21 protein-coding genes are annotated in these 24208 nt (G+C 69.4%); 14 read left to right on the top strand and 7 right to left on the bottom strand.

Features of this window, described 5'->3' with window-relative positions; genetic code table 11:
• Positions 1–13 precede the first annotated feature (13 nt).
• From LXT23_RS18015 to LXT23_RS18030, 4 genes are all read right to left on the bottom strand, one after another.
• Entirely contained in the window at positions 14–1558 is a 1545-nt protein-coding gene (locus LXT23_RS18015; RefSeq protein ID WP_253981433.1) for a hypothetical protein, read from the bottom strand.
• Positions 1559–1665: 107 nt separating this feature from the next.
• A complete protein-coding gene (locus LXT23_RS18020; RefSeq protein WP_253981434.1) occupies positions 1666–2235 on the bottom strand; it encodes an imm11 family protein in 570 nt (189 codons plus the stop codon).
• A gap of 9 nt (positions 2236–2244) precedes the next feature.
• Positions 2245–3600, bottom strand: coding sequence for an AHH domain-containing protein (locus LXT23_RS18025; RefSeq protein WP_253981435.1), 1356 nt, complete (start codon positions 3598–3600; stop codon positions 2245–2247).
• A gap of 195 nt (positions 3601–3795) precedes the next feature.
• Positions 3796–4251 carry a VOC family protein gene (locus tag LXT23_RS18030; RefSeq protein ID WP_253981436.1) on the bottom strand — a complete coding sequence of 152 codons (456 nt, stop codon included), beginning with the start codon at positions 4249–4251 and terminating at the stop codon, positions 3796–3798.
• A gap of 233 nt (positions 4252–4484) precedes the next feature.
• On the opposite strand from LXT23_RS18030, the gene LXT23_RS18035 reads away from it, so the two are divergent.
• The 9 genes from LXT23_RS18035 to LXT23_RS18075 all read left to right on the top strand — a co-directional run bounded on the left by LXT23_RS18035 (position 4485) and on the right by LXT23_RS18075 (position 13865).
• Positions 4485–4961 carry a GNAT family N-acetyltransferase gene (locus LXT23_RS18035; RefSeq protein ID WP_253981437.1) on the top strand — a complete coding sequence of 159 codons (477 nt, stop codon included), beginning with the start codon at positions 4485–4487 and terminating at the stop codon, positions 4959–4961.
• A 1825-nt stretch (positions 4962–6786) separates the two neighbouring features.
• Complete coding sequence (locus tag LXT23_RS18040; RefSeq protein ID WP_253981438.1) at positions 6787–8754, top strand: alpha-amylase family glycosyl hydrolase; 1968 nt, start codon at positions 6787–6789, stop codon at positions 8752–8754.
• Between the two features lie 9 nt (positions 8755–8763).
• Positions 8764–9252, top strand: coding sequence for a cytochrome c (locus tag LXT23_RS18045; RefSeq protein ID WP_253981439.1), 489 nt, complete (start codon positions 8764–8766; stop codon positions 9250–9252).
• 11 nt (positions 9253–9263) lie between these two features.
• Entirely contained in the window at positions 9264–10088 is an 825-nt protein-coding gene (locus tag LXT23_RS18050; protein ID WP_253981440.1) for a helix-turn-helix domain-containing protein, read from the top strand.
• Between the two features lie 51 nt (positions 10089–10139).
• Positions 10140–10622 carry a DoxX family protein gene (locus LXT23_RS18055; protein ID WP_253981441.1) on the top strand — a complete coding sequence of 161 codons (483 nt, stop codon included), beginning with the start codon at positions 10140–10142 and terminating at the stop codon, positions 10620–10622.
• 12 nt (positions 10623–10634) lie between these two features.
• The gene (locus LXT23_RS18060) at positions 10635–11630 is read left to right on the top strand and encodes an aldo/keto reductase family protein (protein ID WP_253981442.1); all 996 of its coding nucleotides are present in this window, start codon (positions 10635–10637) and stop codon (positions 11628–11630) included.
• A gap of 263 nt (positions 11631–11893) precedes the next feature.
• Positions 11894–12604: a MotA/TolQ/ExbB proton channel family protein gene (locus LXT23_RS18065; RefSeq protein WP_253981443.1), complete on the top strand. Its 711-nt coding sequence runs from the start codon at positions 11894–11896 to the stop codon at positions 12602–12604.
• 3 nt (positions 12605–12607) lie between these two features.
• Positions 12608–13045, top strand: coding sequence for an ExbD/TolR family protein (locus LXT23_RS18070; RefSeq protein ID WP_253981444.1), 438 nt, complete (start codon positions 12608–12610; stop codon positions 13043–13045).
• Between the two features lie 16 nt (positions 13046–13061).
• Positions 13062–13865: an energy transducer TonB gene (locus tag LXT23_RS18075; protein ID WP_253981445.1), complete on the top strand. Its 804-nt coding sequence runs from the start codon at positions 13062–13064 to the stop codon at positions 13863–13865.
• A 42-nt stretch (positions 13866–13907) separates the two neighbouring features.
• Here the strand turns inward: LXT23_RS18075 and LXT23_RS18080 are convergent, their stop codons facing one another.
• Positions 13908–14399, bottom strand: a complete 492-nt coding sequence (locus LXT23_RS18080; RefSeq protein WP_253981446.1) for a MarR family winged helix-turn-helix transcriptional regulator — start codon at positions 14397–14399, stop codon at positions 13908–13910.
• A 281-nt stretch (positions 14400–14680) separates the two neighbouring features.
• Between LXT23_RS18080 and LXT23_RS18085 the strand changes: the two genes are divergently transcribed.
• Together LXT23_RS18085 and LXT23_RS18090 are read left to right on the top strand one after the other, a co-directional pair.
• Entirely contained in the window at positions 14681–16108 is a 1428-nt protein-coding gene (locus tag LXT23_RS18085) for a TolC family protein (protein WP_253981447.1), read from the top strand.
• A gap of 144 nt (positions 16109–16252) precedes the next feature.
• Entirely contained in the window at positions 16253–16468 is a 216-nt protein-coding gene (locus tag LXT23_RS18090; protein ID WP_253981448.1) for a hypothetical protein, read from the top strand.
• Positions 16469–16485: 17 nt separating this feature from the next.
• Here the strand turns inward: LXT23_RS18090 and LXT23_RS18095 are convergent, their stop codons facing one another.
• Positions 16486–17538, bottom strand: a complete 1053-nt coding sequence (locus LXT23_RS18095) for a Rieske 2Fe-2S domain-containing protein (protein WP_253981449.1) — start codon at positions 17536–17538, stop codon at positions 16486–16488.
• 167 nt (positions 17539–17705) lie between these two features.
• Here LXT23_RS18095 and LXT23_RS18100 point away from each other — a divergent pair, with 167 nt between their 5' ends.
• A complete protein-coding gene (locus LXT23_RS18100; RefSeq protein WP_253981450.1) occupies positions 17706–18602 on the top strand; it encodes a DUF547 domain-containing protein in 897 nt (298 codons plus the stop codon).
• A 2-nt stretch (positions 18603–18604) separates the two neighbouring features.
• Here the strand turns inward: LXT23_RS18100 and LXT23_RS18105 are convergent, their stop codons facing one another.
• Positions 18605–21448 carry a cation-translocating P-type ATPase gene (locus LXT23_RS18105; protein WP_253981451.1) on the bottom strand — a complete coding sequence of 948 codons (2844 nt, stop codon included), beginning with the start codon at positions 21446–21448 and terminating at the stop codon, positions 18605–18607.
• A 281-nt stretch (positions 21449–21729) separates the two neighbouring features.
• Between LXT23_RS18105 and LXT23_RS18110 the strand changes: the two genes are divergently transcribed.
• Positions 21730–23727: a CBM96 family carbohydrate-binding protein gene (locus LXT23_RS18110; RefSeq protein WP_253981452.1), complete on the top strand. Its 1998-nt coding sequence runs from the start codon at positions 21730–21732 to the stop codon at positions 23725–23727.
• A gap of 155 nt (positions 23728–23882) precedes the next feature.
• On the top strand, positions 23883–24182 hold the full coding sequence (locus tag LXT23_RS18115) for a hypothetical protein (protein WP_253981453.1): 300 nt from the start codon (positions 23883–23885) through the stop codon (positions 24180–24182).
• Positions 24183–24208 lie beyond the last annotated feature (26 nt).

Here is a 24208-nt window from a genome sequence, read left to right on the forward strand (position 1 = left end):
GACTCGACGACGACTACTCGCCCCCAAAGTACCGCTTCACCAGGTCGCGGTTGCGAGGCAGCAGCGGCGCCGCACCGGGCCCCGCCGTCGCATCGCCCCGGGCGCTGGTGCCCTGTGCTCCCGCCGGCCCCGCCGGGCCCGCGCGCCGCTGCGGGTCCGCGGCCTTGAGGCCCCACAGCTCCTCGGCCTCGTCTCCGCCCTGTCCCTCCGGCAGCGGCTCGAACGCGAGTCGCTCCGGGTCCATCTGCGCCTCGTCACCGAAGACGAGCGGCTGACTCTCGCCGCCGCGTCCGGCGCCCGCGCCCTTCCCGACACCCCGGCTCGCATGTCCGCCCTGGGCGTCCGAGCCCTGCTCACCGGAGCCGGACTCCCCGCGTCCCTGCCCATTCCTGCCCGAGCGGCTGCCGCCCTGACGCTGCTGGGCCTGGGCTTCGGAGCTGTTGCCATCTTGTGGGTCGAAGCGCTTCTCGAGCGACTGACGCCGCCGCTCCAACGACTGACGGAGGTTGGCGATCTGGTCCGGTGAGCCGGAGGACTGGGAGCGCGCGCGGGCCTGGGCGCCTTGTTGCCCTTGCTGACCCTGCGAGCCCTGTTGGCCCTGCTGCCCTTGCTGTCCCTGTTGGCCTTGCTGGCCCTGGGCCTGCTGCTGCCCCTGTTGTTCGGAGGTGCCCTGGCTGTCGCCCTGTTGCTGCTGGCCTTGAGCGCCGGGGTCACCCTGGGCCTGCTCGCCGCTGCCGTCCTCTGGAGCGCTGGAGTCACCCTCGCCCAGCTCCATCAGGGCGCGCTCCAGCTCCTCGCGCTCGCGTGAGGCGGCCTCGGCGCCACCGGCGGCGCCCAGCGCTTCCTCCAATTCGCGAGCAGCCTCGGAGGCACGAGCCAGCTCGGCGGCGGCTTCCGCGGCCTTCTCGGCGAGCCGCTTCTCCAGGGCGTCGGCGGCCTCCCAGTCTCCTGCGTCGAAGCGGCCATCGGCCACCTCCTCGGCGAGGCGGCGCAGCTCGTCCTCGACGGCCTCACCCAGCACCTCCTCCTTGGCGAGTGCCTCGGCCTGGGCCTGTACGGCGGCCACCTTCGCGGCGGCGGCGGCATTCGCGGGGCGTGTCCGCCGCGCGGGCAGCGGCAGGAGGAAGCCCGCGACCAGGAAGAGCAGTGCGCCCGAGAGTGCGCCCACGGGCCGGCGCCACTTCACCTCGGGAGGCTTCACGGCGGCGGCGAGCTGATTGACGGTGAGCTCCCACTCACCGACGGGGCGCTCCAGGCGGGTGAGCAGCAACCCTCCAGCATTGGCCGAGCGGTCGGCGAGCACGGCTGCCTGCTCCAGCGACACGCCCCGGGAGCGGGCACGCCAGAACCACCAGGCGCAGCCAGCGGCCAGGAGGGGCGGAAGGGCCCACACCGCAGCGCCACGGAGGAGCAGCCGGGCCAGCACGCACGCGGTGGCGGTGGCCCAGACGGGAGCGATACCGGCCTCCGCCCAGGCCACGGCATTGAGACGCCGCTGCACGCGCCGCACGGGCGCGAGCACCAGGGCCTGGAAGCGGCGTTCTTCGCTGGCAGCCATGTAGGAGGGACAGTGTCGGACACTCGCCCTCCTCCCACAAGCGACGGAGGGCCGGTGCGTCACGGACCCACCGCGAATGGCTGAACCTGGGACCTGGAAGGGCCGGATTACACCTCCGAGAACCAGGTCCCGGTCACCTTTTCGCGCTCCAGGGCGTTCTTGATGTCCTCGGAGACGATGAGGGCGATCTTCCACCCCCAGGTGCGAAACACCTTGGCGTCGCCCACCTTCGTGCGATCGATCCGCATGCCAGAGACGGAACGATACTGGCCGAACTTGTCCGGCCGCTCGTCTTCGGGCTTCCAGTACAGCACCTCGCTAGAGGCCTCATCATCGATGCAGCGGATGAGCTTCGTGGCCACGAGGATGAAGTACTCCTCCGACCGCCCCTGGACATTCACCGGGATGAACTGCACGTCATTGGGGGCCAGTTCCTCGAAGATGGACGCAACTCGGGCGTGGACGATGGGCGTCACGCCAATCCCCGCCGTGGAGAAGTCCAACCGTCTCCCGCGCCCCTCGATGGGGATGGTCAACAAGCCTTCGACGTGTACGGGGCGGCCCGCCCTGAACATCCACGGGTCCTCAACCTCCTGGCCACGTTCGTCCAAGGGGTCGCCCAGGTCCCAGATGCCCGTCCGGACGTCCATTGAGAGGTCGAAGAATCGCTGCGACATGGCGCGTTTCTAACGCGACTTGCCCCGAGTAAGGAGCATGTTGAGGTCCGACCCTCGGGTCATGGCTTCCCTGGATAGTTTCCGCAGCTCGGCCGTCAGAGCCTGCCGACACGCATCTACGTTCCGGCAACCCTCGGTGGCTTCGTTCAACCGTCTGAAGACCATGTCGTGGTAGGCCCGTGGGTGTGGTCCCTGATGACCGTCGACTGGGACGATGTTCTCGCGGTCCCCAAGCTTCATGCCAGCCTTCTTGAAGATTCTCTTGAACTGCGGAGTCCACGGCCCGCCCTGCGCAGTGGAGATGTTGTTCTTGTCCGTGGCGAGGTGATGGTTGTGGGTTCCTCGACGCTGCTTGCCCTTGACCGCCATTGCCACGGCGTTGGGCGCCAGCGCGATAGTGAAGCCCTCGGCTGTCATCGCTACTGACTCCACGCTTCCGATGGCGGCGTACGAGTAGCCTGCCTGGGACTCCACGGCGAGCGCCGCCTGCGCGGACCCGGGCAGCCTTGACGCCTTCGCTGCCAGCCCCGCGGTGTTCCCGATAGCGGCGGTGGCCAGCATGACGAAGACGCGCGCGGCGCTCTCTCCGAGTACTGCTCCGTATTCCTCACCGGCTTCGCTGAGCTCGTCGAAGGTAGTGACCCGGTCCACCTTTCGGACCAGCGTCACCCACCCGTCCAGGAGGCGCCACACCGTGTCCACTCCCAGGTAGGCGATGGCAGCCGCCGTTATCAGCGCCGCCACGCCCTTCGAGAAAGGCTCGGGTAGTGCCCAAAGCAGCAGATACATGCTGACTGCGGCCGTAACGGAAGCAAGGAGCGCTTGGGGGTCCGCCATGTCCCTCAGTGACTCGGCCGTCTCATCCCAGACCGAGTCCATGGCGATGGCCATTGCCAACGTGTACTTGCCATCACTGGCGAGCAATGGACCTTCATCCAGGAGCCGCAGGCAATCTCCGGGCTGGTCCTTCCGCTCACACCACCGGCCATACGCGCGAGTCAGCGCCTCGTCCGCATACGACTCCAGCAGGCGCGGGCCATCCGGGCGAGCGTCCTCCGCCAGCGGGATGAGCCGCTGGCTGCGCCCCTCGTACCAGTACACCCCACTCCGCTCCGGAATGCCGAAGAGCGCTCGGGCCTCGCGTAAAGGATGGATGAAGGGCCGCACGTCGCGAGCGAGTTCCCCCATCGTCTCCTGGAACTCGTCGTCATCGACTTCGGCCTCCCGCAGTTCAGCACCCTCCTCCTCAAAGGGGATGACGAGGAGAGGGGCCTCGTCGGCTATGTGCAGCCGCACGACTCGGGTGGTTGAGCACCCCGTCCCGACCAGCAGTAGAAGCAGCCCAACAGCCCTACGGAGCGTCATCGAGGTCCCCGGCCTGACGCCCGCACATGGACAGGGCGCGCCCCTGGATTACCAGCGGAGCCTGACAAGCCTGCCCCCAGCCTCATGCTCCCAATCCCCTGCCTCCGAGCGCGCAAGCGCTTCAGAGGACAAGGGTGAGAGCCCGGAGCACAGGTCAGTACGGGGAGCAGCGAACACGCCGCTTCGTCGGGAGACTCAACTCCCCTTGTAGGCGCGCTCGAGGCCGGCGATTTCGATCTTCTGCATGCCGAGCATCGCCTGCACCACCCGCCCGGCCTTCGCCGGATCCTTGTCTCCCATCAGGCGCATCATGGCGGTGGGGATGATCTGCCACGACACCCCGAACCGGTCCTCCAGCCAGCCGCACTGCTTGTGCTTTCCGCCGGCCGAGAGCTGGTCCCACAGCGCGTCCACCTCGGCCTGGGTCTCGCAGCTGACGAACAGCGAGATTCCCTCCGAGAACTTGAACGTCGGCCCGCCGTTGAACGCAAAGAACGGCTGCCCTTCGAGCTCGAAGTTGACCGACATCGCCTGGCCGTTCGGGCCGCGCGTGACGGAGGTGATCTTCGAGCCCTTGAACACCGACGTGTAGAGCTTCGCGGCCTCTTCGGCCTGGTTGTTGAACATCAGGAACGGAGTGATCTTCTGCATGTGAACGTCCTTGATGGATACGGCACCGAAATGACGCCGTCCTTGCCCATAGGTCGGAGCAGCGCGCTTCAGCTCGACATGCTCCTCGTTTTTTCTTCGGAAACGTCGGCCCTCCATATGTAGGTGGCGTCACGACCCCCAAACTACCCCCTGCCTCCGCGCGCACGAGTCACGAAGGAACGACGCGGGGAGCGGGCGGCAGGCAGGGCGGAGCAGAGAGTTAAGGTTGCCGCATGCTCGCCATCGAACCCGCCCAGTTCCCGGTCGACCTGCCGCTCGTGCAGACGCTGTGGCGCGAGTACAGCGAAAGCCTGGGCATCGACTTGAGCTTTCAGGACTTCGAAGCCGAGCTGGCAGGCCTTCCGGGCAAGTACGCGCCGCCGCGCGGGAGGCTGCTGCTCGCGCGGAGGGGAGCGCAGGACCTGGGGTGCGTGGCGCTGCGACCGCTCAGCGTGGACACGTGCGAGATGAAGCGCCTGTATGTCCGGCCCGCCGCACGCGGCGAGCAGCTCGGTCGACGATTGGCAGAGCGAATCTGCGATGAGGCGCGAGCCGCTGGCTATAGGCGCATCTGCCTCGACACCCTGCCCAGCATGGCCGCGGCAGTGGGGCTGTACACCTCGATGGGATTCCGCCCCATCGAGCCCTACGTGTTCAACCCAATCCCGGGCGCGATGTTTCTCGGACGGGAGCTGTCAGCCACACCCTAGAGGAGCCGGTCCATCTCGCGAACGACTCCGATGAACTCACGCACCCGGCGAATGACGAACAGCGTGCCTGCGACGAAGGTCGTCGCCCACGCGCCGGGGATAACGAACCGCTAGCGGGCGGAGCAGACGTGTTCATGTTGGTGACGTCAAGACCCCAAATTACCCCTGCCTCTGAGGGCGCGAGGGCTTCAGAGAAAAGAGGAGCGTGTAGCGGTGCGGTGCGCAAGGGGGGCTACTGAGCGAAGCGGAGGGGAGCAACGGGCTTCGAGAAAGTCTCGCCTAGACAACGGAGATTAAGTGTTTCCCATCAGGGGCTTGGCTCTTCTACGCCGACTGCACGGAACGCGCCTAAGCCCCCAAACGCCCGTTCCGCCTTTTCAAAGCGGAACCTTCGCGAAGTATCCCACCGTCTTGTTCGAAGCCACTGTGCGGCCCGAGTGAACATCACTCGATCAGCGGGATTGAAGTTCCAAGTTGCTACGTCGCCTTCGACGCTCATGCTTCCGAAGGACGTACTTGGGCGAACCGACCCATCTGCCTCCTGGACCATCAGTTCATCGAATGGTCCCGCCCATTGGAACAGCTTAGGGTGTAGTGCACGAGCCTCAAAGTACGTGATCATGACGCAGGGGAGCTTTTCAGAGCAGGCCGGTATGGCACCTCTGGCCTTCGTCTCCGGAGTGAGATTGACGAGCCCATTGGCGAACTTCATGGGTGCGTCCCCTGTATCGATGCCACAACCAAACTGATCGCTGGTCATTACAGGGTGCAGTTCTCCTGGCCCAGCGTCAGGTCTAGAGATGGGGGATGCATACTCGAAGCTAGCTTCTGCGCCAGGAGCAAGGGACGCAATCTGCTTCCATGGCGTTGGGTCACCAGGGGGGGAAGCAAACCCATGTAGCACGGCTTCACAGGCACGGGAGTACTTGAAGCCCTGGGTGCGGAGTTCAACCTGCTCGGCATTCATGGACGAGAGGTTGTGGACCCGAACCGTTCCTGTGGCCGAGACCTGCACGCTCAAACGGATCGTGTCGGTAGCTTGGAGTGTAGCCTCCGTGAGGGCTGAATCCTCCTGCTGACGCTGCAAGGCGGCTTCTGCCACCTGTGCTGAGCGCTCAGAGGCGCGTGCACTGACGACACCGGACCAAGCACCGACCAAGCCACCTACAATGCCAATGGCACCGCCAGCAACCCCGAGCACCTGTGCCCAGCGAGGAGAGGTATCCGGCACGCCGCCACTTGGAGTAACTGGGATTGCTGGTGCTGTCGTAGCTGGGACTGGTGCCAACGTAGCTGAGGCTGATGTAGCCTGAGTGGACTTCGGGTTCTTTCGACGTTTCCTCATCTATTCTTGTCCTTCCTCAGACCATTAAGTGCCTATTTCGGTAGGGAAAAGGCCGCTCCGCCTGCCGCGTTATGCGAGCAGGAGGGCAGGTGCATAGGGTTGGTGAAGAAGGACCACGAATGGAGGATACCAGACGAGTTCTAGGCGAGTTTGGAGCCTCTGCTGCCAGATTGGCCAGCCCACCCGCAGGGCTGCCACAACCCGCTCTGCCCGGTAGCCGACCAAACCGACGCGAGTGACTGAACGTACCTACCACCTGTAGTCGTGGGCAAGCAGGGCATCAAGGACAAGTTCATGTGCGGCCCACCCCAATGCGGCGCTTCTCCCGAGCGACGCTGCACCACCAGACCTCAACCCGGCCCAGCTTCCCCCTCACTGCCCTGAACTGAACGCCCTCGTACCCGCCCCCGGTTGCCCTCACGCCGCCCACGCTGTCGGAATGGCGCTCCACAGTTGAACGGCCTGTTCCAGGGGGGCGACATGTCGACGAAGACGGTGAAGCCGAACGAGGTGCGTCAGCCGCGCAAGGACTTCTTCGAGTCCGTCTGCAAGGCACGCGGCAACGAAGTCCTCCAGCGCAGCCCCAGGGCCCGCGCGGCACCGGACCTCTTCGGCCCCGCGGAACAGCTCCAGGCCCCGTCCAACCTCTCCGCCTACTTCCCCTCGGCCCCTGCCCCCGAGCCCTCCTGGCGCGCCGGCATGGGCGCCATCCCCTACGACGGCGGCACCACCTTCCGCGTCTGGGCCCCCCACGCCCAGCGCGTCCAGGTCGTCGGCGAGTTCAGCCACTGGCACGCGGTGGAGCTCGCCCGCGAGCCCTCGGGCAACTTCTCCCGCGACGTGCAGGGCGCCCGCAACGGCCACCAGTACCAGCTCGTCATCCAGGGCAAGTACGGCGACTGGCGCTGGCGCAATGACCCGCGCGCCTCGGACGTCACCAACTCCACCGGCAACAGCATCATCGTCGACCACCGCGACTTCCTCTGGCGCTACGACCACCACTTCCAGATGCCGGCCTTCAACGAGGTCGTCCTCTACGAGCTGCACATCGGCACCTTCCACGACGCGCCCGGCTGGGGCCCCGGGAACTGGCTGAGCGCCATCGACAAGCTCGACTACCTGCGAGACCTCGGCGTCAACATGGTGGAGCTGATGCCCTCGTCCGAGTTCGCCGGGGACTTCTCCTGGGGCTACAACCCCACCTTCCCCTTCGCACCCGAGAGCTCCTACGGCACGCCGAACGACCTCAAGCGCTTCGTGGACGAGGCCCACCGGCGTGGCATCGGCGTCATCCTCGACGTGGTCTACAACCACCTGGGCCCGAGCGACCTCCCCCACTGGGACTTCGACGGCGAGACGTTCGGCAGGGGCGGCGTCTACTTCTACGCCGACGAGCGCGCGAGCACCCCCTGGGGCAACACCCGTCCCGACTACGGCCGCCACGAGGTGCGCGACTACCTGCGCGACAACGCCCTCATGTGGCTGCGCGAGTACCACATGGACGGCCTGCGCCTGGACGCCACGAAGGAGATTCGCAACGCCAATGGCGCGGACAACCCCGCCGGCTGGGAGCTGCTGCGCTCCATCAACGAGGCCGTGAAGCGCGAGTTCCCCTGGAAGCTCATCATCGCCGAGGACATGGGCGGAGACCCCGCCATCACCCATTCGCAGGGTGCCGGCTTCGCCTCCCAGTGGGACGCGTCCTTCGTCCACCCCGTGCGCGCCGCGCTCACCACCCCGTTCGACGAAGCGCGCGACCTCAACGCCGTCCGCGACGCGCTCTACGCCCGCTACAACGGCCAGGCCACCCAGCGTGTCATCTACACGGAGAGCCACGACGAGGTGGCCAACGGCCGCAGCCGCATCCCCTCCGAGGTGGCACCGCACGACACCGGGGGCAGGCTCGCCAAGAAGAAGTCCCTGCTCGGCGCGGCGCTCACGCTCACCGCCCCCGGCATCCCCATGCTCTTCATGGGCCAGGAGTTCATGCAGGACGGCCACTTCGACGACGGCAGCCCGCTCGACTGGAACCGGGCCGGCTGGTTCAGCGGCATCCGTCAGGCGTACCGCGACCTCATCCGCCTGCGCCGCAACTGGCACGACACCAGCGCGGGCCTGCGCGGCGAGCACCTCAACGTCTTCCACCTCAACCACGCGGACAAGGTGCTGGCCTACCATCGCTGGCAGCACGGCGGCCCGGGAGACGACGTCGTGGTGGTGGTCAACCTCGGCCACCGCGCCTTCTCCTGGTACGAGCTGGGCCTGCCCTCGGACGGCCTGTGGCGCGTGCGCTTCAACAGCGACTGGCAGGGCTACGCGCCTGACTTCGGCAACACGCCCACGCACGACGTCTGGAGCACCTGGGGCGGCCGGGACAGAATGCCCGCGCGCGGAGGACTCGCGCTGGGCAGCTACAGCGCGGTCATCCTCTCCAGGGACCGGTGGTAGAAGGAACCCATGATGAAGCCGCTCCGGCGTACTCTTCCCGTGGTGCTCGTGGGATTCGTGACACTGGGCCTCTTCGCCGAGGCCTCCGAGCCCGCGCGTCCCAAGAAGTCGTCCAAGCCCGCCGCGTCCCTGCCCGCGCCGGACTACCTGTCGGCCGAGGCGCGCGCGGCGCTGCGCAAGAAGATGGCGCGCCATGGTCAGGCCATGACGGACCTGATGCTGGGCGTGACGCTGCTCCAGTATGAGGTCGCGGGCGCCGCGGCCGGCCGCATCGTCAACGAGCCCAGGCTCACGCGCCCGGAGCCCGGAGCCGAGGACGAGCTGAGCACGCTGTTGCCCGAGCGCTTCTTCGCGCTCCAGGACGATGCGCGCTCTCGCGCCCAGGCAGTACAGGCCGCGGCACAGAAGCGTGATGACGCGGCGCTCGCGGAGTCGTTCGGCAAGCTGACGGAGACCTGCGTGAGCTGCCACTCCGCCTACCTGAGCCACCGCAAGTAGTCATTGAGTCCGTGCTCCTCGCCCGCCCTCCAGACCTCGCGCCCCGTGCTCCCTGGCCGGGCATGCCGCTCGTGGTCTGGCCGGCCGCGCTCGCGATGTGGGGCCCGGGGGACCAGTCCTCGAAGCACGCCCACCACGCCATGCACCTGGTGCTCTGCCGCCAGGGCACCCTCACCGTCCGTGCCCAGGGCATGAAGGCCGCCGAGCAGGCGGCCGGCGTCCTGGTTGGCCCCGATGTCTCCCACTCCCTCGACGCGAGAGCGCGCGACGTCCTGCTCCTCTTCGTCGAGCCCGAGAGCCAGGACGGCCTCCGCCTCCAGGCCTCACTCCAGGGTCCCGTGCGCCTCTTCGACGAGGCCCACCGAGATGCCCTCCTCAGCGCACTGCCCTCCACCGGTCCCCTCCCTCATGAGGCCATCGGCCCGTGGATGGAGTCCACCCTGGAGTCCCTCTCAGGCACGCCCGACACACCGCGCACCGTGCACCCGCGCGTGCGAAAGCTCCTCCGCCACCTGCGCTCCGAGCCCGCGCCAGAGGACACCTCCCTCGAAGCGCTCGCCGCCGTCGCCGGCCTGTCCGAAGGCCGCCTGATGCACGCCTTCACGGAGTCGCTGGGCGTCCCCCTGCGCCCCTACCTCCTCTGGCTCCGGCTCCAGCGCGCCGCGGGCGCCGTCGCCGCGGGGCGCACGCTCGGCGAGGCCGCGCACGCCGCCGGCTTCTCGGACTCCGCCCACCTGACGCGCACGTTCCGCCGCATGTTCGGCACCACGCCCTCGTCCCTCCAACGTCGTAGCCAGTTCGTTCAAGCGAAGGCCCGCCCCGGCACCGCATCTTGAGGGCATGAGGCCGGCACACCGCCGGGCCCCGTCCCTTCGAGGAGCGCCGTCATGTCCTTCGCCATCCTGCTGCTCGCCTTCTTCCTCCTGCTGCACCTGCCCCCGCTGCGCCGGCTCCCGGCGCTGGCCACGCCGAAGGACCGCGCCGCCGTGGCCGCGGGCCTCTTCTTCGTCGGGGCCGGGGCCATGCACTTCTTCATGCCCGCGCGCTACGAGGCGATGATTCCCCCGCAGCTGCCCTCCCCGGCCTTCTGGGTCTTCCTCTCCGGCGTGCTGGAGGTCGCGGGCGGACTGGGGCTCCTGCTCCGGCGCACCCGGCGGCTGGCCGCCCTGGGGCTCATCGCCCTGTTGCTGGCCATCCTCCCCGCCAACATCCACGAGGCGGCGGCCAACTCCGCCTCGCACGTGCTGCCCTTCCCGGACTGGTACTTCTGGCTGCGCATCCCCTTCCAGCTCGTCTACGTCGCCTGGGTGGCGTGGGCTGGTGGACTGTGGCGCATCAAGCCCCGTGCGAGCCTGGAGGCTCACGGTTAGTGTCGCGCCACCATGCACTTCCGTCATCTCGGCAAAAGCGGCCTGGTCGTCAGTGAAATCTCCTACGGCAACTGGCTCACCCACGGCTCCCAGGTAGAAGAGGAGGCAGCGCTCGCGTGCGTGCGCGCGGCGCTGGACGTGGGCATCACCACCTTCGACACCGCGGACGTCTACGCCGGCACCAAGGCCGAGGCCGTGCTCGGGCGCGCGCTGAAGGGGCAGCGCCGCGCCGGCTACGAGCTCTTCACCAAGGTCTACTGGCCCACCGGCGCCGGGAAGAATGACCGGGGCCTGTCCCGCAAGCACATCATGGAGTCCATCGACGGCTCACTGAGCCGGCTGCAGACGGACTACGTGGACCTCTACCAGGCCCACCGCTTCGACGTGGAGACGCCGCTGGAGGAGACGATGCTGGCCTTCGCCGACATCGTCCGCCAGGGCAAGGCGCTCTACATCGGCGTCTCCGAGTGGACCGGTGACCAGATTCGCCAGGGCGCGAAGCTGGCGCGCGAGCTGCGCGTGCCATTCATCTCCAGTCAGCCCCAGTACTCCATGCTGTGGCGGGTCATCGAGTCCGAGGTCATCCCCGCCTCGCTCGAGGAAGGGCTGGGGCAGATTGTCTGGTCTCCCATCGCCATGGGCGTGCTCACCGGCAAGTACCTCCCCGGCCAGCCTCCGCCCGCGGGCAGCCGTGCCGCCGACCCGACCGGCTCGCGCTTCATCGCGCGCCTGCTGAAGGACGAGGTGCTCACCCGCGTGCAGGAGCTCAAGCCGCTGGCGAAGGAGGCGGGCCTCACCATGGCCCAGCTCGCCATCGCCTGGGTGCTCCAGAACCAGGGCGTCTCGTCCGCCATCGTCGGCGCCTCCCGCCCGGAGCAGGTGCACGACAACGCGAAGGCCGCTGGCGTGAAGCTCGAGCCCGAGCTCATGCGCCGCATCGACGCCATCCTGGACCCCGTCGTCCAGAGAGACCCCGCGCTCACCGAGGTGCCACCCCGGCGCCCGTAGCCGTCACGAAGCACCGCGGGGCCCTGCGGCGAAAGCTCGCTCGCCGCCGGGCTCGAAGCACGTCTGAGAAGGAGGCAGCCAGGCGCTCGAAATGCCCTCCCGTGGCATTTGCGTCACCCTCCACTCCCGCGCCCGGCAAGCGCGGAGTCTTCAGGATGGGGGTTCCATTTGACTTTCCGCGCCAGGGGAACAAGAGATTGGCGCGCGAGTTGGCAACCGGGTTACGTGCAACCCGTGACCTACCTTCACCCAGGCTTCCCTCCATGACGCCCTATTTCCTTCTGACCCAGACGGGTCAACCCGAGCTTGGCTGGCTCAGCAGCAAGCTGCTCGGCGTGACGCTCACCTCCGCCGAGTGGGTGCTGTGGATTCTCGTCGTCCTCTCGGTGCTCTCCATCGCCATCATGCTGGAGCGGACGGTGTACTTCGCCCGCAACCGGCTGCCGGACTCGGAAGGGCTCGCGGTGCGCCTGGCGCGCGGCGACTTCGACGCGGCCCGCAAGGCGGTGGAAGGCAAGAGCGGCATGGAAGCCGCCGTCGTGCGCGAGGCGCTGGCGTCCACCGAGCAGGGCGCGGACACCGTGGAGCAGGTGATTGCCTCCACCATGGCGCGCGAGCGTCCGCAGTACGAGCGCTTCCTGTCGTTCCTCGGCACCCTGGGCAACAACGCCCCGTTCATCGGCCTGTTCGGCACGGTGCTCGGCATCATCAAGGCCTTCAACGACCTGGGGAAGATGGGCGGCAAGGGCGCGGCGATTCAACAGACGGTCATGGCCGGCATCTCCGAGGCGCTGGTGGCCACGGCCGTGGGCCTCGCCGTCGCGATTCCGGCGGTGGTGGCCTTCAACATCTTCAACCGCCAGCTCAAGACGCTCACCAGCCGCGCCAACGCGCTGGGCTACGCGCTCGTGGGCAGCATGCGCGCCGAGCGCCCCGGCTCCAACGCGGCGTCGCGCGCCGCGGAGGGCCGCTAGGTCATGGCCGGAGGCGCCCAGCAGGACAACGAAGAGGAAATCACCGGCATCAACGTCACGCCGCTGGTGGACATCGTGCTGGTGCTGCTCATCATCTTCATGGTGACGGCCAACTTCATCGTCCGCGAGACGGTGGAGGTGGACCTGCCCCGCGCCGCCAATGGCGGTGAGACGGTGCAGGGCCTCGTCAACGTGGTGATGGACAAGGAGGGCAAGCTCTTCTTCGACGGCACCGAGCTGAGCGAGGCGGACCTGTCCGCGAAGGTGGCCGAGCAGGTGGCGAAGGACAAGGACACCCGCGCCATCATCAGCGCCGACCAGAGCATCGCGTATGGCCGGGTCATGCGGCTCATCGACGTGGTGAAGGGCCAGGGCATCGCGAAGTTCGCCCTCAACATCGAGAAGGACGTGGCCCCCTCGGCCGCGCCCGCCGCGCCCTGAAGCGGGACATCAGCCCATGAGCCAGGCGGTCCTCGACAGCACCCCATTGTCTCCCCGCCGCGACCGCTCCACCGTCGCGGTGGGCCTCTTCCTGCTCGTGTCGCTGGTGGTTCACGGCGGCGGCTTCTGGCTGCTCGACCGCATCGCGGACCGGCCCCGCTCCGTCGCCCAGCGCCCGGTGGAGCTCGTCATGGTGGAGGTGCAGAAGCCGCCCCCGCCGCCTCCGCCCGAGGAGAAGAAGGAGGAGCCCAAGCCGCCTCCTCCCAAGCCCAAGCCGGTGAAGCCGCCGCCCATCAAGGTCGCCGAGGCTCCCAAGCCCCTGCCGCCTCCGCCCGTGGACGCGCCGCCGCCGCCCAACGACACGCCCCCGCCGGAGCCGCAGGCCAGGCCTCCGCCGCTCGTGGTGGGCATGACGATGTCGTCCACCACCAGCGCCGGCACCTTCGCCGCGCCCGTGGGCAACACGGCCTACGGCAGGGTGGACCGCACCGCGAAGGACCCCAAGGAGGTGAAGGGGTACTCCGCGCCCAAGTACACGCCCATCTACCAGGTGGACTCCGAGCCCACCGTGGCCTCCGAGGTGAAGATTCCCTACCCGGAGGAGGCCCGCCGCGCCGGCATCGAAGGCACGGTGACGCTGTCCATCACCATCGACAACGAGGGCAAGGTGGTGGCGGTGAAGGTGCTCAACGGCCCCGGCTACGGCCTCAACGAGGCGGCGCGCGACGCCATCCGCCGCTTCCGCTTCAAGCCCGCCATCAAGGGCGGCGAGGCCGTCTCCACGGAGATGAAGTACTCGTACACCTTCCTGCTGGACTGAAGCGGCCCGCGGCCCTCGAGGACGGGGCCGCTGCTCCATCGCTCACTGCGGGTTGAGCGCCCGGCGCATGATGTCGCGCAGGGCGCGCAGGTCTTCGTCGGGCAGCCTGGCGATGGCCTCCGGCGGCTCGGCCATCCGCTCCAGCAGCCGCTCCCGCAGCGCCGCGCCGTCCTCCGTCAGCACCAGCATCTTCACGCGCCGGTCCTGCTCGGAGCTGCGCCGCTCCACCAGCTTGCGCGCCTCCAGCCGGTCCACCAGCCCCGTCACGTTGGACGCGTCGCAGGACAGGTAGCCGGCCAGGGTGCTCATGGCCAGCGGCGCCTCGCCCAGCTGCCTCAGCACGTGCGCCTGCACCGGTGACAGCTCGAACTCCGCCGCCAGCGCCGGGAAGTTGCGCATGTGCGCATGCATCAGCTCGAAGAGCAGCGTCCACGCCTGCCGGGGCAGGCCGCTCGCCTCCTCTTCCGTGGTGGCTCCCGCCTTCTTGCGCGAGTCCGCCGGCTTCGTCTTCCGCTCCAGATGCTCGCTGCTCATACCCCCATGGTAATTCGCCTCACGCACCTAAACAATTGACTTCATCAACCTTTGAGGGTTACTACATTCCGGAGCTTCCAATTTCGGACGTCATGGCCTATGCGTGGCGCCGGACTGCCTTTCATTAGCGGCGACGCGGTGCGTTCCGCATTTTTCCTGTCGTTTCCGACCCACCCGGGCGAGAAGCCCGGGCGCTCGGAGTGAAGAGACAACCCGTAGCAAGTCCATCTGGACGTCTCGGGCTCGCACCGGTGCGGGCCCCTTGAGGAGGTAGAGGCGGTATGAGCTCACTTCTGGCGCTGACCCTGGCGGCCACCCTGGCCGCGGCACCGCCGCCCGTATTGACCCTGGAGGATGCACTCTCCCGGGCCCGCAAGGAGAACCTGGACCTGAAGGCGGCGCAGGCCCGGCTGCAGCAGGCGGACACGGCGTCGCGCAAGGCATGGGCGGGCTACCTGCCCACCATCACCGCCAGCGGCGCCATCATCCGCAACTCGGACGCGGCCATCATTCCTCCCGGGCTGCTCTCCCCGGTGCCCATCGAAATCCAGCCGCTGATTCAGCGGCAGGCCCAGATTGAGCTGCGCCAGGCCATCATCGCCCCGCAGCTGTGGGCCGCCATCCAGGGCGCCTACAAGTCGGAGCGCGTGGCGGAGCTGAACGTGGAGCAGGCGCGCCGCGAAATCCTCTTCGGCGTGGCGCAGGCGTACTACGGGGCCGCGGCCCAGGCGCAGGCCGTCACGGTGCAGGAGCGGCTGGTGGAGCTCAACCAGGCCCGCGCCAAGGACACCCGGGTGCGCTTCGAGGCGGGCACGGTGACGCGCGTGGCGCTGCTGCGCGCCGAGCAGGACCTGTCCCGCGCGGAGCAGGACCTCATCCGCGCGAAGAACGCGGCGGCCTCCGCCCGGCTGGTGCTCGCCACCCTGCTGGCCTTCGACGAGGCGGACTTCCAGGTGGCCCCGCCGCCGGAGCCGCAGGTCTCCCCGAAGACGGACACGGCCGCGATGATTCAGCGCTCGCTCGAGGCGCGGGCGGACGTGGCCGCTTCGCGCGAGACGGTGGAGCTGGCGCGCATCAACAAGCGCGGCGTCTGGCTCAGCTACCTGCCCACCCTGGGCGTCAGCGGCGCCTGGCGCATCGCCAACTCGGGCGGCTTCACCGGCCAGTCCGACACGTGGGCCATCACCTTCGCGGCGCAGTGGACGCTGTGGGACGGCGGCCTGCGCGAGGCCAACCTCAGCGAGGCCTCCGGCCGCATCGCCGAGAGCGAGGCCAATGCCCGCAAGGCCGAGCTGACCGCGCGCGAGGAAGTGAAGCGCGCCCAGCTGGACCTGGAGAGCGCCCTGGCCAACCGCCTCAAGGCCGAGCAGACGGTGGAGCTGGCGCGCGAGTCCCAGCGCCTCACCGACGTCTCCTTCAAGGCCGGCGTCGCCACCTACCTGGAAGTCGCCGATGCCAACACCGCGCTCACCGGCGCGGAGATTGGCCTCGTCAGCGAGCGGCTCCAGGCGGCCGTCGCCGCGCTGCGCCTGCTGCGCTCCGTGGGCGCCTTCGAGGCCCGCGCGCTGGACTCGGACCTGAAGGACCCGAGCGTGGTGCCGCCCACCCTGCGGCCACTGCCCGGGCAGTCCGAGCAGCCGCAGCTGGCCCCGCAGGAGCAGTCCCAGCCGCAGCCGGAGCAGCAGCCCGCGCCGGCGCCCCAGCAGTAGTCGGAGTCAGGGACCCGGCGCCTTCATTCCCAGGCGCCGGGCCGCCCGCCCTGGAGCGCGGGTGGCGAGCGCCGCTTGTGGGCGCCCACCACCGGCCCCACCCTCGGTGGAGAGGAACTCACCCCTTTCCCGAAGGAGCAGGTCATGGCGGACGGACAGTGGGGAAACTGCAAGGGCTGCCGGCACTTCGCCAGCCACAACGCCCAGCCGAGCGAAGACGAGACGAGCCGGTGCATGCAGCCGGACCTCAGCGAGTTCGAGCTGGAGGTGTCCGGCAACAGCGGCTGCAACGCGTACGAGGCCCGCGCCGGCATGGGCACTCCCGCCACGTACCACGAGCCCGCCCCCTCGGTGCACTGAAGGGGCCCCCGGGGCCTTCAGCCGCCCGAGACTTCGCGCACGAGCGGCACCGGGGCCGGAGGCTGCGCCTCCGCGCCCACCCGGTAGTAGATGCGCTCCATGAGCTTGCGCTGGTGGACGAGCGGCTTGTCGTACTTGTCCAGGCGCATGCCCTTGTGGCTGTAGGGCGTGTCCGCCACCGTGGGAATGAAGCGCGAGTCGTCGCGCACCTCCCACCAGGTCAGCGCGACGGCCGCCTTCGCCGCCAACGGCAGCAGCGGGCGCATCGACGGCACCTCCGTGCGCAGGAACGAGAAGACGACGAGGCGCGTGGTGCGCACCGTCTCCGGCACGAAGAAGATGTTGGCGCGGGTGATGAAGGGCCGCGCCTTGCCGGACGGGGACGTCCAGCTCACCGTGTACTGGCTGCGCACCGGGTCGAAGCGCGTCACCCACTGGTTCTCGAAGAAGTCGCCGTCGCGCACGCCCAGCAGCTTGATGAGCGGCGCGGCCCGCTGGGGCGCGCGGTAGCGCACCTCGGTGCGGTCCTCCAAGGTGCGCGCCTCGTACTGCACCTGGTCCGCGCGCGGGTCGTCCCAGCCCAGGCGCGTGTGGACGTAGGGCGTGTGCTCGTCCTCACTGAAGTTGTCGAGTGACACGTGCAACGGCGCCTCGAAGAGCGTGGAGAAATGCCCGCCGTAGACGTAGCCCTCCGCCTCCATGTCCGGCAGCGCGGACAGCGGCGTGCTCCGCTCCGCCAGCCACAGGTAGCCATGGTGCTCCGCCACCTGGAAGCTGCGCGCGTCGCAGTGCTTCAGCTCCGGCTGGCTGGGGTTGACGCCCTTGCCCTCCGCGTCGAAGCGCCAGCCGTGGTACGGGCACTGGAGCCGCCCGTCCGCGCGCACCTTGCCCTTGGACAGCGGCGCGAAGCGGTGGGGACAGGCGTCCGCCAGCGCGGCGGGCCGGCCGGACGCATCCCGGAAGAGGGCATAGGCGCGACCGGCCACCTCCACTCGCACGGGCTGCTTGCCGAGCGCGCGGGCGGGGAGCACGGGATGGAAGTGACGGATGACGTCGGGCGTGGGCTCCATGACGCCTCAAGTATAGCGACGTCCAGCGCGGGGCCGAGTGCGGACCGCGTCACGACGCCTGAATCCGAACGCTGCGCCGGCCCACGGGGCTCTGTTGCACGCCATGCAGCCTGGGTGCCCGGCGGGGCAGACGCCTGCGGGGCGCCCTGGATTATGCTGAGCCTTCCGTGGACGCTCCCCTCTCCCACCGCCGCCGCTTCCTGGTGCTGGCCGTGTTCCTCATCGCGACGGGTGTGCTCGTCGCGAGCGGGGCGCTGTACGTCCAGGGACTGCTGCCCGCGCGGGTGCCCTCCGCCGACGAGCCCTTCCACTACCAGGGCTATGCGCGGGTGCTGCGGCACGTGCGCTCGGACGGGGACGTGGACTTCGCCTCCGTGGGACGCGAGCGCCAGGCGCTGGATGGCTTCGTGCGCTCACTGGCCTCCTTCTCGCCCCACAACCGGCCGGACGTCTTCCCCACCTCCGAGGACGCGCTGGCCTACTGGCTCAACACCTACAACGCGCTCGTCCTCCAGCAGGTGGTGGACGGCTACCCCTATCTGGAGTCCGTCCGGCAGCCCTGGCTGGGGCGCTTCTTCTGGGGCCGCGCCTGGCCGGTGGGCGGAGAGCGGCTGACGCTCTGGGCGCTGGAGCACCGCGTGCTGCGCGCGGAGTTCGCCGACCCGCGCATCCACTTCGCCCTCTTCCAGGCCGCGCGCGGCGGGGCCCGGCTGGACGGCTCGCACTACCAGCCGGAGTTCCTGGACGCCCAGCTCAACGATGCCGGCCGCCGCTTCGTCGGCGACCAGCGCAACGTGGACCTCGACGGCGACACCGTGCGCCTGGCCCGCCTGTTCGACACGTACCGCGACGACTTCCTCACCGCGGTGCCGGAGGGCCGGGACGGCAACGTGCTCCAGATCGTGTGGGCCTTCCTCCCGGACACCTGCGAGGAGCGGCCCGGCTGCACCACGCGTGGAGACCTGGACCGCGCCTGCGGCCCCAGGCTGGACCGCTGCCGAATCACCTTCGCGCCGGAGGACTGGACGCTCCCGGACGCCGCCGCCCGCGAGCCCCGGCCCTGACGTCACGCCGGCAGGCGCTCCCCCCGTGACGTCCCGGTGGGAGGCGGCGGGCGCGGCCCCTCCTCGTCGCGGTGTACCTGCTTCACCACCGAGTAGCCGCCCCGGTGCAAGAGCCACTTCTCCAGCCCCACCACCGGCAGCACCACCGCGCCAATCAGCACGCACAGGCCGATGGACTCCACGCTCAGCGGCGCGGTGCCGAACACCCGCTGCATGAAGGGCAGGTACATGAAGGCCGCCTGCAGCAGCACCAGCACGGCGATGCCGGCGAAGACGGTGCGGTTGCTGAACAGCCCCACCTCCCGCAGCGAGCCGGTGAGGGTGCGGCACATCCAGAGATAGAAGATTTGAAAGCTGATGACGGTGTTGACGGCCATCGTCTGCGCCTCGGCCAGCGCCACCCCGTGACCCACGCGCGGCAGCTCGCGCCGGTACTCCCAGAGGAACAGGCCGATGGCGCCCGCGCCCATCAGCAGCGCCACCAGCCCGGTGCGCATCAGCACGAAGCGGTTGAGCACCGGCGCGTCCGGGTCCCTGGGGGCCCGGCGCATGACGTCCGCCTCCGGCGCCTCGAAGGCCAGCGGCAGGGCCAGCGTCACCGTGGCCACCAGGTTTATCCAGAGCAGCTGCGTGGGGAGCATGGCCATCAGCGGCACCAGGTCCCCGCCAATGGCCTGGATGGGGAAGAAGGCCACGCCGAACATGAGGATGAGGGCCAGGCCCAGGTTGGTGGGCAGCACGAAGGCCAGCGACTTGATGAGGTTGTCGTAGACGCGCCGCCCCTCCTCCACCGCCGCGGCGATGGACGCGAAGTTGTCGTCCGCCAGCACGATGTCCGCCGCCTCCTTGGAGACCGCCGTGCCGGTGATGCCCATGGCCACGCCGATGTTGGCCTGCTTGAGGGCGGGCGCGTCGTTCACCCCGTCTCCCGTCATGGCCGCCACGTGCCGCCGCGCCTGGAGCGCCTTCACCAGCCGCAGCTTGTGCTCCGGCGCCACGCGCGCGAAGACGTGGTGGCTCACCGCCACCTCCCGCAGCGCCGCGTCGTCCAGCTGCGCCAGCTGCGCGCCGGTGATGCCGCGCGTCCCCTCCGCCTGGAGCCCCAGCTGCGCGCCAATGGCCTCCGCCGTCGCAGGGTGGTCACCGGTAATCATCTTCACGACGATGCCGGCCTCGTGGCACGTCCTCACCGCGGCGATGACCTCCTCGCGCGGCGGGTCAATCATTCCCTCCAGCCCCACCAGCCGCAGGCCCCCGGCCACGTCCTCCTCGCGAATCTGCGCCTGTGAGGCGGGCACGTCCCGGACGGCCACCGCCAGCACGCGCATGCCCTCGCTGGCCAGGCGCTCCACCTCGGCGAGCACCTCCTCGGAGGTGACGCCGTCAGCCGGGGCGCAGCGGCGCAGGACGACCTCGGGGGCCCCCTTGAGGAGGATGCGCCGGCGGCCGGGCCCTTCGTCGTGGAGGGTGGCCATGAACTGGTGCTCCGACTCGAAGGGGATGGCGTCCAGGCGCGGGCACTCCGAGCGCACCGCGTCCACGCGCAGCCCGGCCTTCTCCGCGGCCACCACCAGCGCGCCCTCCGTCGGGTCCCCCGTCATCTCCCACCCGTCACCCTGGCCGCGCAGCGCGGCGTCGTTGCACAGCGCGCCGGCCACGAGCAGCTCGCGCACGTCCCCGGGCAGCTCGCGCAGCGCGTCCGCGCCGCGCCGCAGCTCCCCCGTCGGCGCGTAGCCGACGCCGGTGACGTCGTAGCGGCCCGCGGGCGTCCACAGCGCCTGCACCGTCATCTCGTTGCGGGTGAGGGTGCCCGTCTTGTCGGAGCAGATGACGGTGGTGCTGCCCAGCGTCTCCACCGCCGGCAGCTTGCGGATGACGGCGCGCCGGGCGGCCATGCGCTGCACGCCGATGGCCAGGGCGATGGTGACGATGGCGGGCAGCCCCTCGGGGATGGCGGCCACCGCCAGGGTAATCGCCACCACCACCGCCTCGCTCAGCTCGTAGCCGCGCCACAGCCCCACGCCCAGCAGCACCACGGACACCACCAGGATGGCCCCGGTGATGTACTTGGCGATGGTGGCCAGCGCCTTCGTCAGCGGCGTCTGGAGGTCGGTGGCTTCGCTGAGCATCTGCGAGATGCGCCCCAGCTCGGTGGCGCCGCCGGTGGCCACCACGCTCGCGGTGCCCGTGCCGGACGTCACCAGCGTGCCGCCGAAGACGAGGCTCGTCCGGTCTCCCAGCTCGGCCCCCGCGTCCACCGCCTCCACCCGCTTGTGTGCCGGCACCGACTCGCCCGTGAGCGCGGCCTCCTCCACCTGGAGGTTGCGCGAGGACAACAGCCGCATGTCCGCCGGCACCTTGTCCCCCGAGGCCAGCTCCACGATGTCCCCGGGCACCAGCCGCGACGCCGGGACGGACAGCTTCCGCCCTCCGCGAAGCACCGTCGCGTTCTCCGGCACCATCCGGCTGAGGGCCTCAATCGCCTTGCCCGCCCGGTACTCCTGCACGAAGCCGATGAGGGTGTTGAGCACCACCACCGCGGCCACTACCAGGCCGTCCGTCACCTTGCCCATGGCGATGGCCAGCACGGCGGAGGCGATGAGCACCCAGATGAAGGGGCTGTTGACCTGACGCCACAGGAGCTTGAGCGGCCCCTCGCCCTTCTGGCGCTCGATGACGTTGGGCCCATGGCGCTCCAGCCGCGCGCGCGCCTCCTCCTCCGTCAGCCCCTCCTGGCGGCTGCCGAGCAGCGACAGCACCTCGTCCGGTGTCCGTGCATGCCAGGAAGGCGAGGTGGCAGGCAGTCCATCGGCGGGGGAGCCACGCGTGGGCGGCGCGTCTGTCATGGGGCGCATCCTCCTCGCGGCAATCTGGGGATGCGGGGACCGCCGAGGCGCGCATGCTCCCTCGTATCCCCACCGCGCGGGCGGCGCCGTCCGTCGTCGGATGGACACCCCGGTGCCCTCGCAGGCCGCCTGGATGTCACATGCAGGGAAGTTCGCCACTGCGCGTCTTCCCGGACACTTCCCTTTCCACCCTCGATTCGCCGGCCCCAGCTGCAAATGCAACTGGCACCACGAGTGCAATACGGGCTCGCAGGACATCCGTCCGGGAGGAGCACGTGAACATGAAGGGATGGAGGAAGGGGCTGGGGTTGCTGCCCGCCCTTGGGATGATGGTGGGTTGCGGCGGCGTGGCGGGACCCGAGGAGACGGCAGAAGCGCCTGCGCTGAAGTCAGCGGAGGCCGCGGCGGTGACGGAGGCGTGCGAGCCGAGGACTGTCCATACGGACGAAAGCTACGGTGTGACGTACGACACCTATGTCGAACAGGACGCAGCGGGGACGGCGCACGGCACGTCCACGAAGCTGGTGTCAGACGGCTCGCCCCGGCAGGACACCTACCTGGACTTCAGGTTCTCGCTCCTGGACGAGAGCTTCATCCGGGCGCGCATCCGGCTCTACGCGACGGACGGCTCCACCAATGGCCCGGCCCTGTACCGCACCAGCTCGGGCTGGACGGACACCCTGACCTGGAGCACGCGTCCGGCCCCCATCGGCGGCGCGGTGGCCAACGTGGGTGAGGTGGCCTCCGGAAGCTGGGTGGAATACGACGTGACCTCCGTCGTCACCGGCAGCGGCGCGCACGCCTTCGTCCTGATTCCCGAGGGCGGCAACGGCGTGGACTTCGTCTCCCGGGAGGACTCGCGCCAGGACCTGCGCCCGCAGCTGGTGCTGACCTACGCCCATACCGTGTGCACCTACCAGGGCACGGGCGGAGAGGTCACCGACGTGCAGCTGGAGGGTGGCGCGGGTGACGAGACGATGCAGGCCCTGGCCACCGACAGCACCGGTGCCTACGTCGTCGCGGGCTACTACAACGGGTCCGGCAACCTCGGCGGTGCGACGTTCCCCGGGCCGAAGGGGCTGCTGCTCGGCCGCTTCCGCGCGGATGGCACGCACGAGTGGTCCAGCGGCTTCCCGCAGGACTCCGCGGAGATGAACGTCACCGGCGTGACGCTCACCCCGCTGGGCAACGTGCTGGTGGTGGGCTACTACATGGGCACGCCGCAGCTCGGCACCTTCACGCTGCCCACGGCTCCGCTCTACGGCACCTTCCTCGCCAAGTTCTCCCCCAGCGGCCGCCTCACCTGGGCGCGGGGCTTCACCGCGAGCTACGGCCATGGCGAGGACATTGACCACCTGAGCGTCATCCCCAGGGCCGTGGCCACCGACGCCAATGGCAGCCTCATCGTCACGGGTTTCTTCTTCGGCAACACCAACCTGGGCGGTGGCCTCCTGTACGCGGGCCCCTCGAGCACGCCCTACAACGACGCGTACCCGGGTCTGTTCATCGCGAAGTACTCCTGGGAAGGCAACCACCTCTGGTCCAAGGCCTACGACGCCGGTAGCTATGGCACGTGGGGCGAGTCGCTGGCCACGGACAGCGCGGGCAACGTGCTGCTCGGTGGCTATGCGAGCAGCACCTCCGGTGGCGCCCCGGTGCTGGGCGCCACGAGCCGGGAGACCCCCGTCATCGCGAAGTTCTCTCCGGACGGGACGCTCCTGTGGAACCGGGCGCTCAATGGCGCCAGAGGCACCGTGGTGGGCGTGGCGGCGCTGCCTGGAGACGCGGTGGCCTTCGCCGGTCGATTCAACAGGACCTTCACCTTCGCGGGCCAGACCCTGGCGAGCAGCCAGGCGAACGAGCCCGATGGTGGCAACACGGACGTGATGCTCGGCGTGCTGGAGGCGGTCGGCACGGACCGCTGGGCGCGCCGCCACGGTGACGACAACACCGAGAGCGTGACGCGGATGGTGGTGGACGCGCAGGGGAACTTCCGGCTGGCGGGAACCCACGTCGACCCGGTGAACCTGGGGGGTGGCACCATCGGCGCGCCGAGGGGAACGAGCGCGCATGTCTTCGTGGCGAGCTACGGCCCCGATGGCGTCCACCAGTGGTCCCGCAGCGTGGGTCCGAGCTTCAGCTGGCAGCCCCTGCTCGGTGTGACGCCCGACGGCTCCACCCTCTTCGGCGGCACCATCAGCGGCCCCACGTTCGTGCATACGACGCAGTACGGCCCGCCCCAGGGCGCGGACCTGTTCCTGCTGAAGCTCACGCCGTGAGGCGTGCGGCAGCGGTGTGATTGAACACGCGAGGCCGGGGGCACCACGCTCCCGGCCTCGCGACTTTCCGAAGCCGCTGGACGAATTCTGGGACGCCACCAACTGGCCGGCCTCTTCGGAAGGGAGTGCATCCCATCCGCAGTGGAGGAACCCCCATGAAGCGTCTGCTCGCGTGCGTCCTGCTGTTCTCGGCTCCCCTCGTGGCCTGTGGCGGAGAAGAGTTGCCGTTGGCGGAGACGGAAGAAGTGCAGCAGGAGCAGGTCACCCCCGCTCCGGAAGCAGCGGTGGCGGAGGAGGGCGAGGTGGAAGCCGCCGCGGGGTGCTGGGTCACCCTGCGCACGTGCAGACTCATTCCAATCGCCGGGGGCAGCATCCCGGACTGCTCGGCGACGAACTGCACCGTGTCGCAGCGGCTCAGCCACTGCTGGGGGCTCTGGAACGACATCTGTAGCTGACAGGGCCGGTGTGTCGGCCCTCCCTG

This window comes from Pyxidicoccus xibeiensis, assembly GCF_024198175.1.
GTDB lineage: Bacteria > Myxococcota > Myxococcia > Myxococcales > Myxococcaceae > Myxococcus > Myxococcus xibeiensis.

Excerpts from the sequence above, each read along its gene's own strand:
- LXT23_RS18065 (WP_253981443.1), top strand. The coding sequence starts at position 11,894 with ATGACGCCCTATTTCCTTCTGACCCAGACGGGTCAACCCGAGCTTGGC.
- LXT23_RS18060 (WP_253981442.1), top strand. The coding sequence starts at position 10,635 with ATGCACTTCCGTCATCTCGGCAAAAGCGGCCTGGTCGTCAGTGAAATC.
- LXT23_RS18040 (WP_253981438.1), top strand. The coding sequence starts at position 6,787 with ATGTCGACGAAGACGGTGAAGCCGAACGAGGTGCGTCAGCCGCGCAAG.
- LXT23_RS18035 (WP_253981437.1), top strand. The coding sequence starts at position 4,485 with ATGCTCGCCATCGAACCCGCCCAGTTCCCGGTCGACCTGCCGCTCGTG.
- LXT23_RS18055 (WP_253981441.1), top strand. The coding sequence starts at position 10,140 with ATGTCCTTCGCCATCCTGCTGCTCGCCTTCTTCCTCCTGCTGCACCTG.
- LXT23_RS18030 (WP_253981436.1), bottom strand. The coding sequence starts at position 4,251 with ATGCAGAAGATCACTCCGTTCCTGATGTTCAACAACCAGGCCGAAGAG.
- LXT23_RS18080 (WP_253981446.1), bottom strand. The coding sequence starts at position 14,399 with ATGAGCAGCGAGCATCTGGAGCGGAAGACGAAGCCGGCGGACTCGCGC.
- LXT23_RS18105 (WP_253981451.1), bottom strand. The coding sequence starts at position 21,448 with ATGACAGACGCGCCGCCCACGCGTGGCTCCCCCGCCGATGGACTGCCT.
- LXT23_RS18115 (WP_253981453.1), top strand. The coding sequence starts at position 23,883 with ATGAAGCGTCTGCTCGCGTGCGTCCTGCTGTTCTCGGCTCCCCTCGTG.
- LXT23_RS18020 (WP_253981434.1), bottom strand. The coding sequence starts at position 2,235 with ATGTCGCAGCGATTCTTCGACCTCTCAATGGACGTCCGGACGGGCATC.
- LXT23_RS18025 (WP_253981435.1), bottom strand. The coding sequence starts at position 3,600 with ATGACGCTCCGTAGGGCTGTTGGGCTGCTTCTACTGCTGGTCGGGACG.
- LXT23_RS18075 (WP_253981445.1), top strand. The coding sequence starts at position 13,062 with ATGAGCCAGGCGGTCCTCGACAGCACCCCATTGTCTCCCCGCCGCGAC.
- LXT23_RS18090 (WP_253981448.1), top strand. The coding sequence starts at position 16,253 with ATGGCGGACGGACAGTGGGGAAACTGCAAGGGCTGCCGGCACTTCGCC.
- LXT23_RS18015 (WP_253981433.1), bottom strand. The coding sequence starts at position 1,558 with ATGGCTGCCAGCGAAGAACGCCGCTTCCAGGCCCTGGTGCTCGCGCCC.
- LXT23_RS18095 (WP_253981449.1), bottom strand. The coding sequence starts at position 17,538 with ATGGAGCCCACGCCCGACGTCATCCGTCACTTCCATCCCGTGCTCCCC.
- LXT23_RS18045 (WP_253981439.1), top strand. The coding sequence starts at position 8,764 with ATGATGAAGCCGCTCCGGCGTACTCTTCCCGTGGTGCTCGTGGGATTC.
- LXT23_RS18085 (WP_253981447.1), top strand. The coding sequence starts at position 14,681 with ATGAGCTCACTTCTGGCGCTGACCCTGGCGGCCACCCTGGCCGCGGCA.
- LXT23_RS18070 (WP_253981444.1), top strand. The coding sequence starts at position 12,608 with ATGGCCGGAGGCGCCCAGCAGGACAACGAAGAGGAAATCACCGGCATC.
- LXT23_RS18110 (WP_253981452.1), top strand. The coding sequence starts at position 21,730 with ATGAAGGGATGGAGGAAGGGGCTGGGGTTGCTGCCCGCCCTTGGGATG.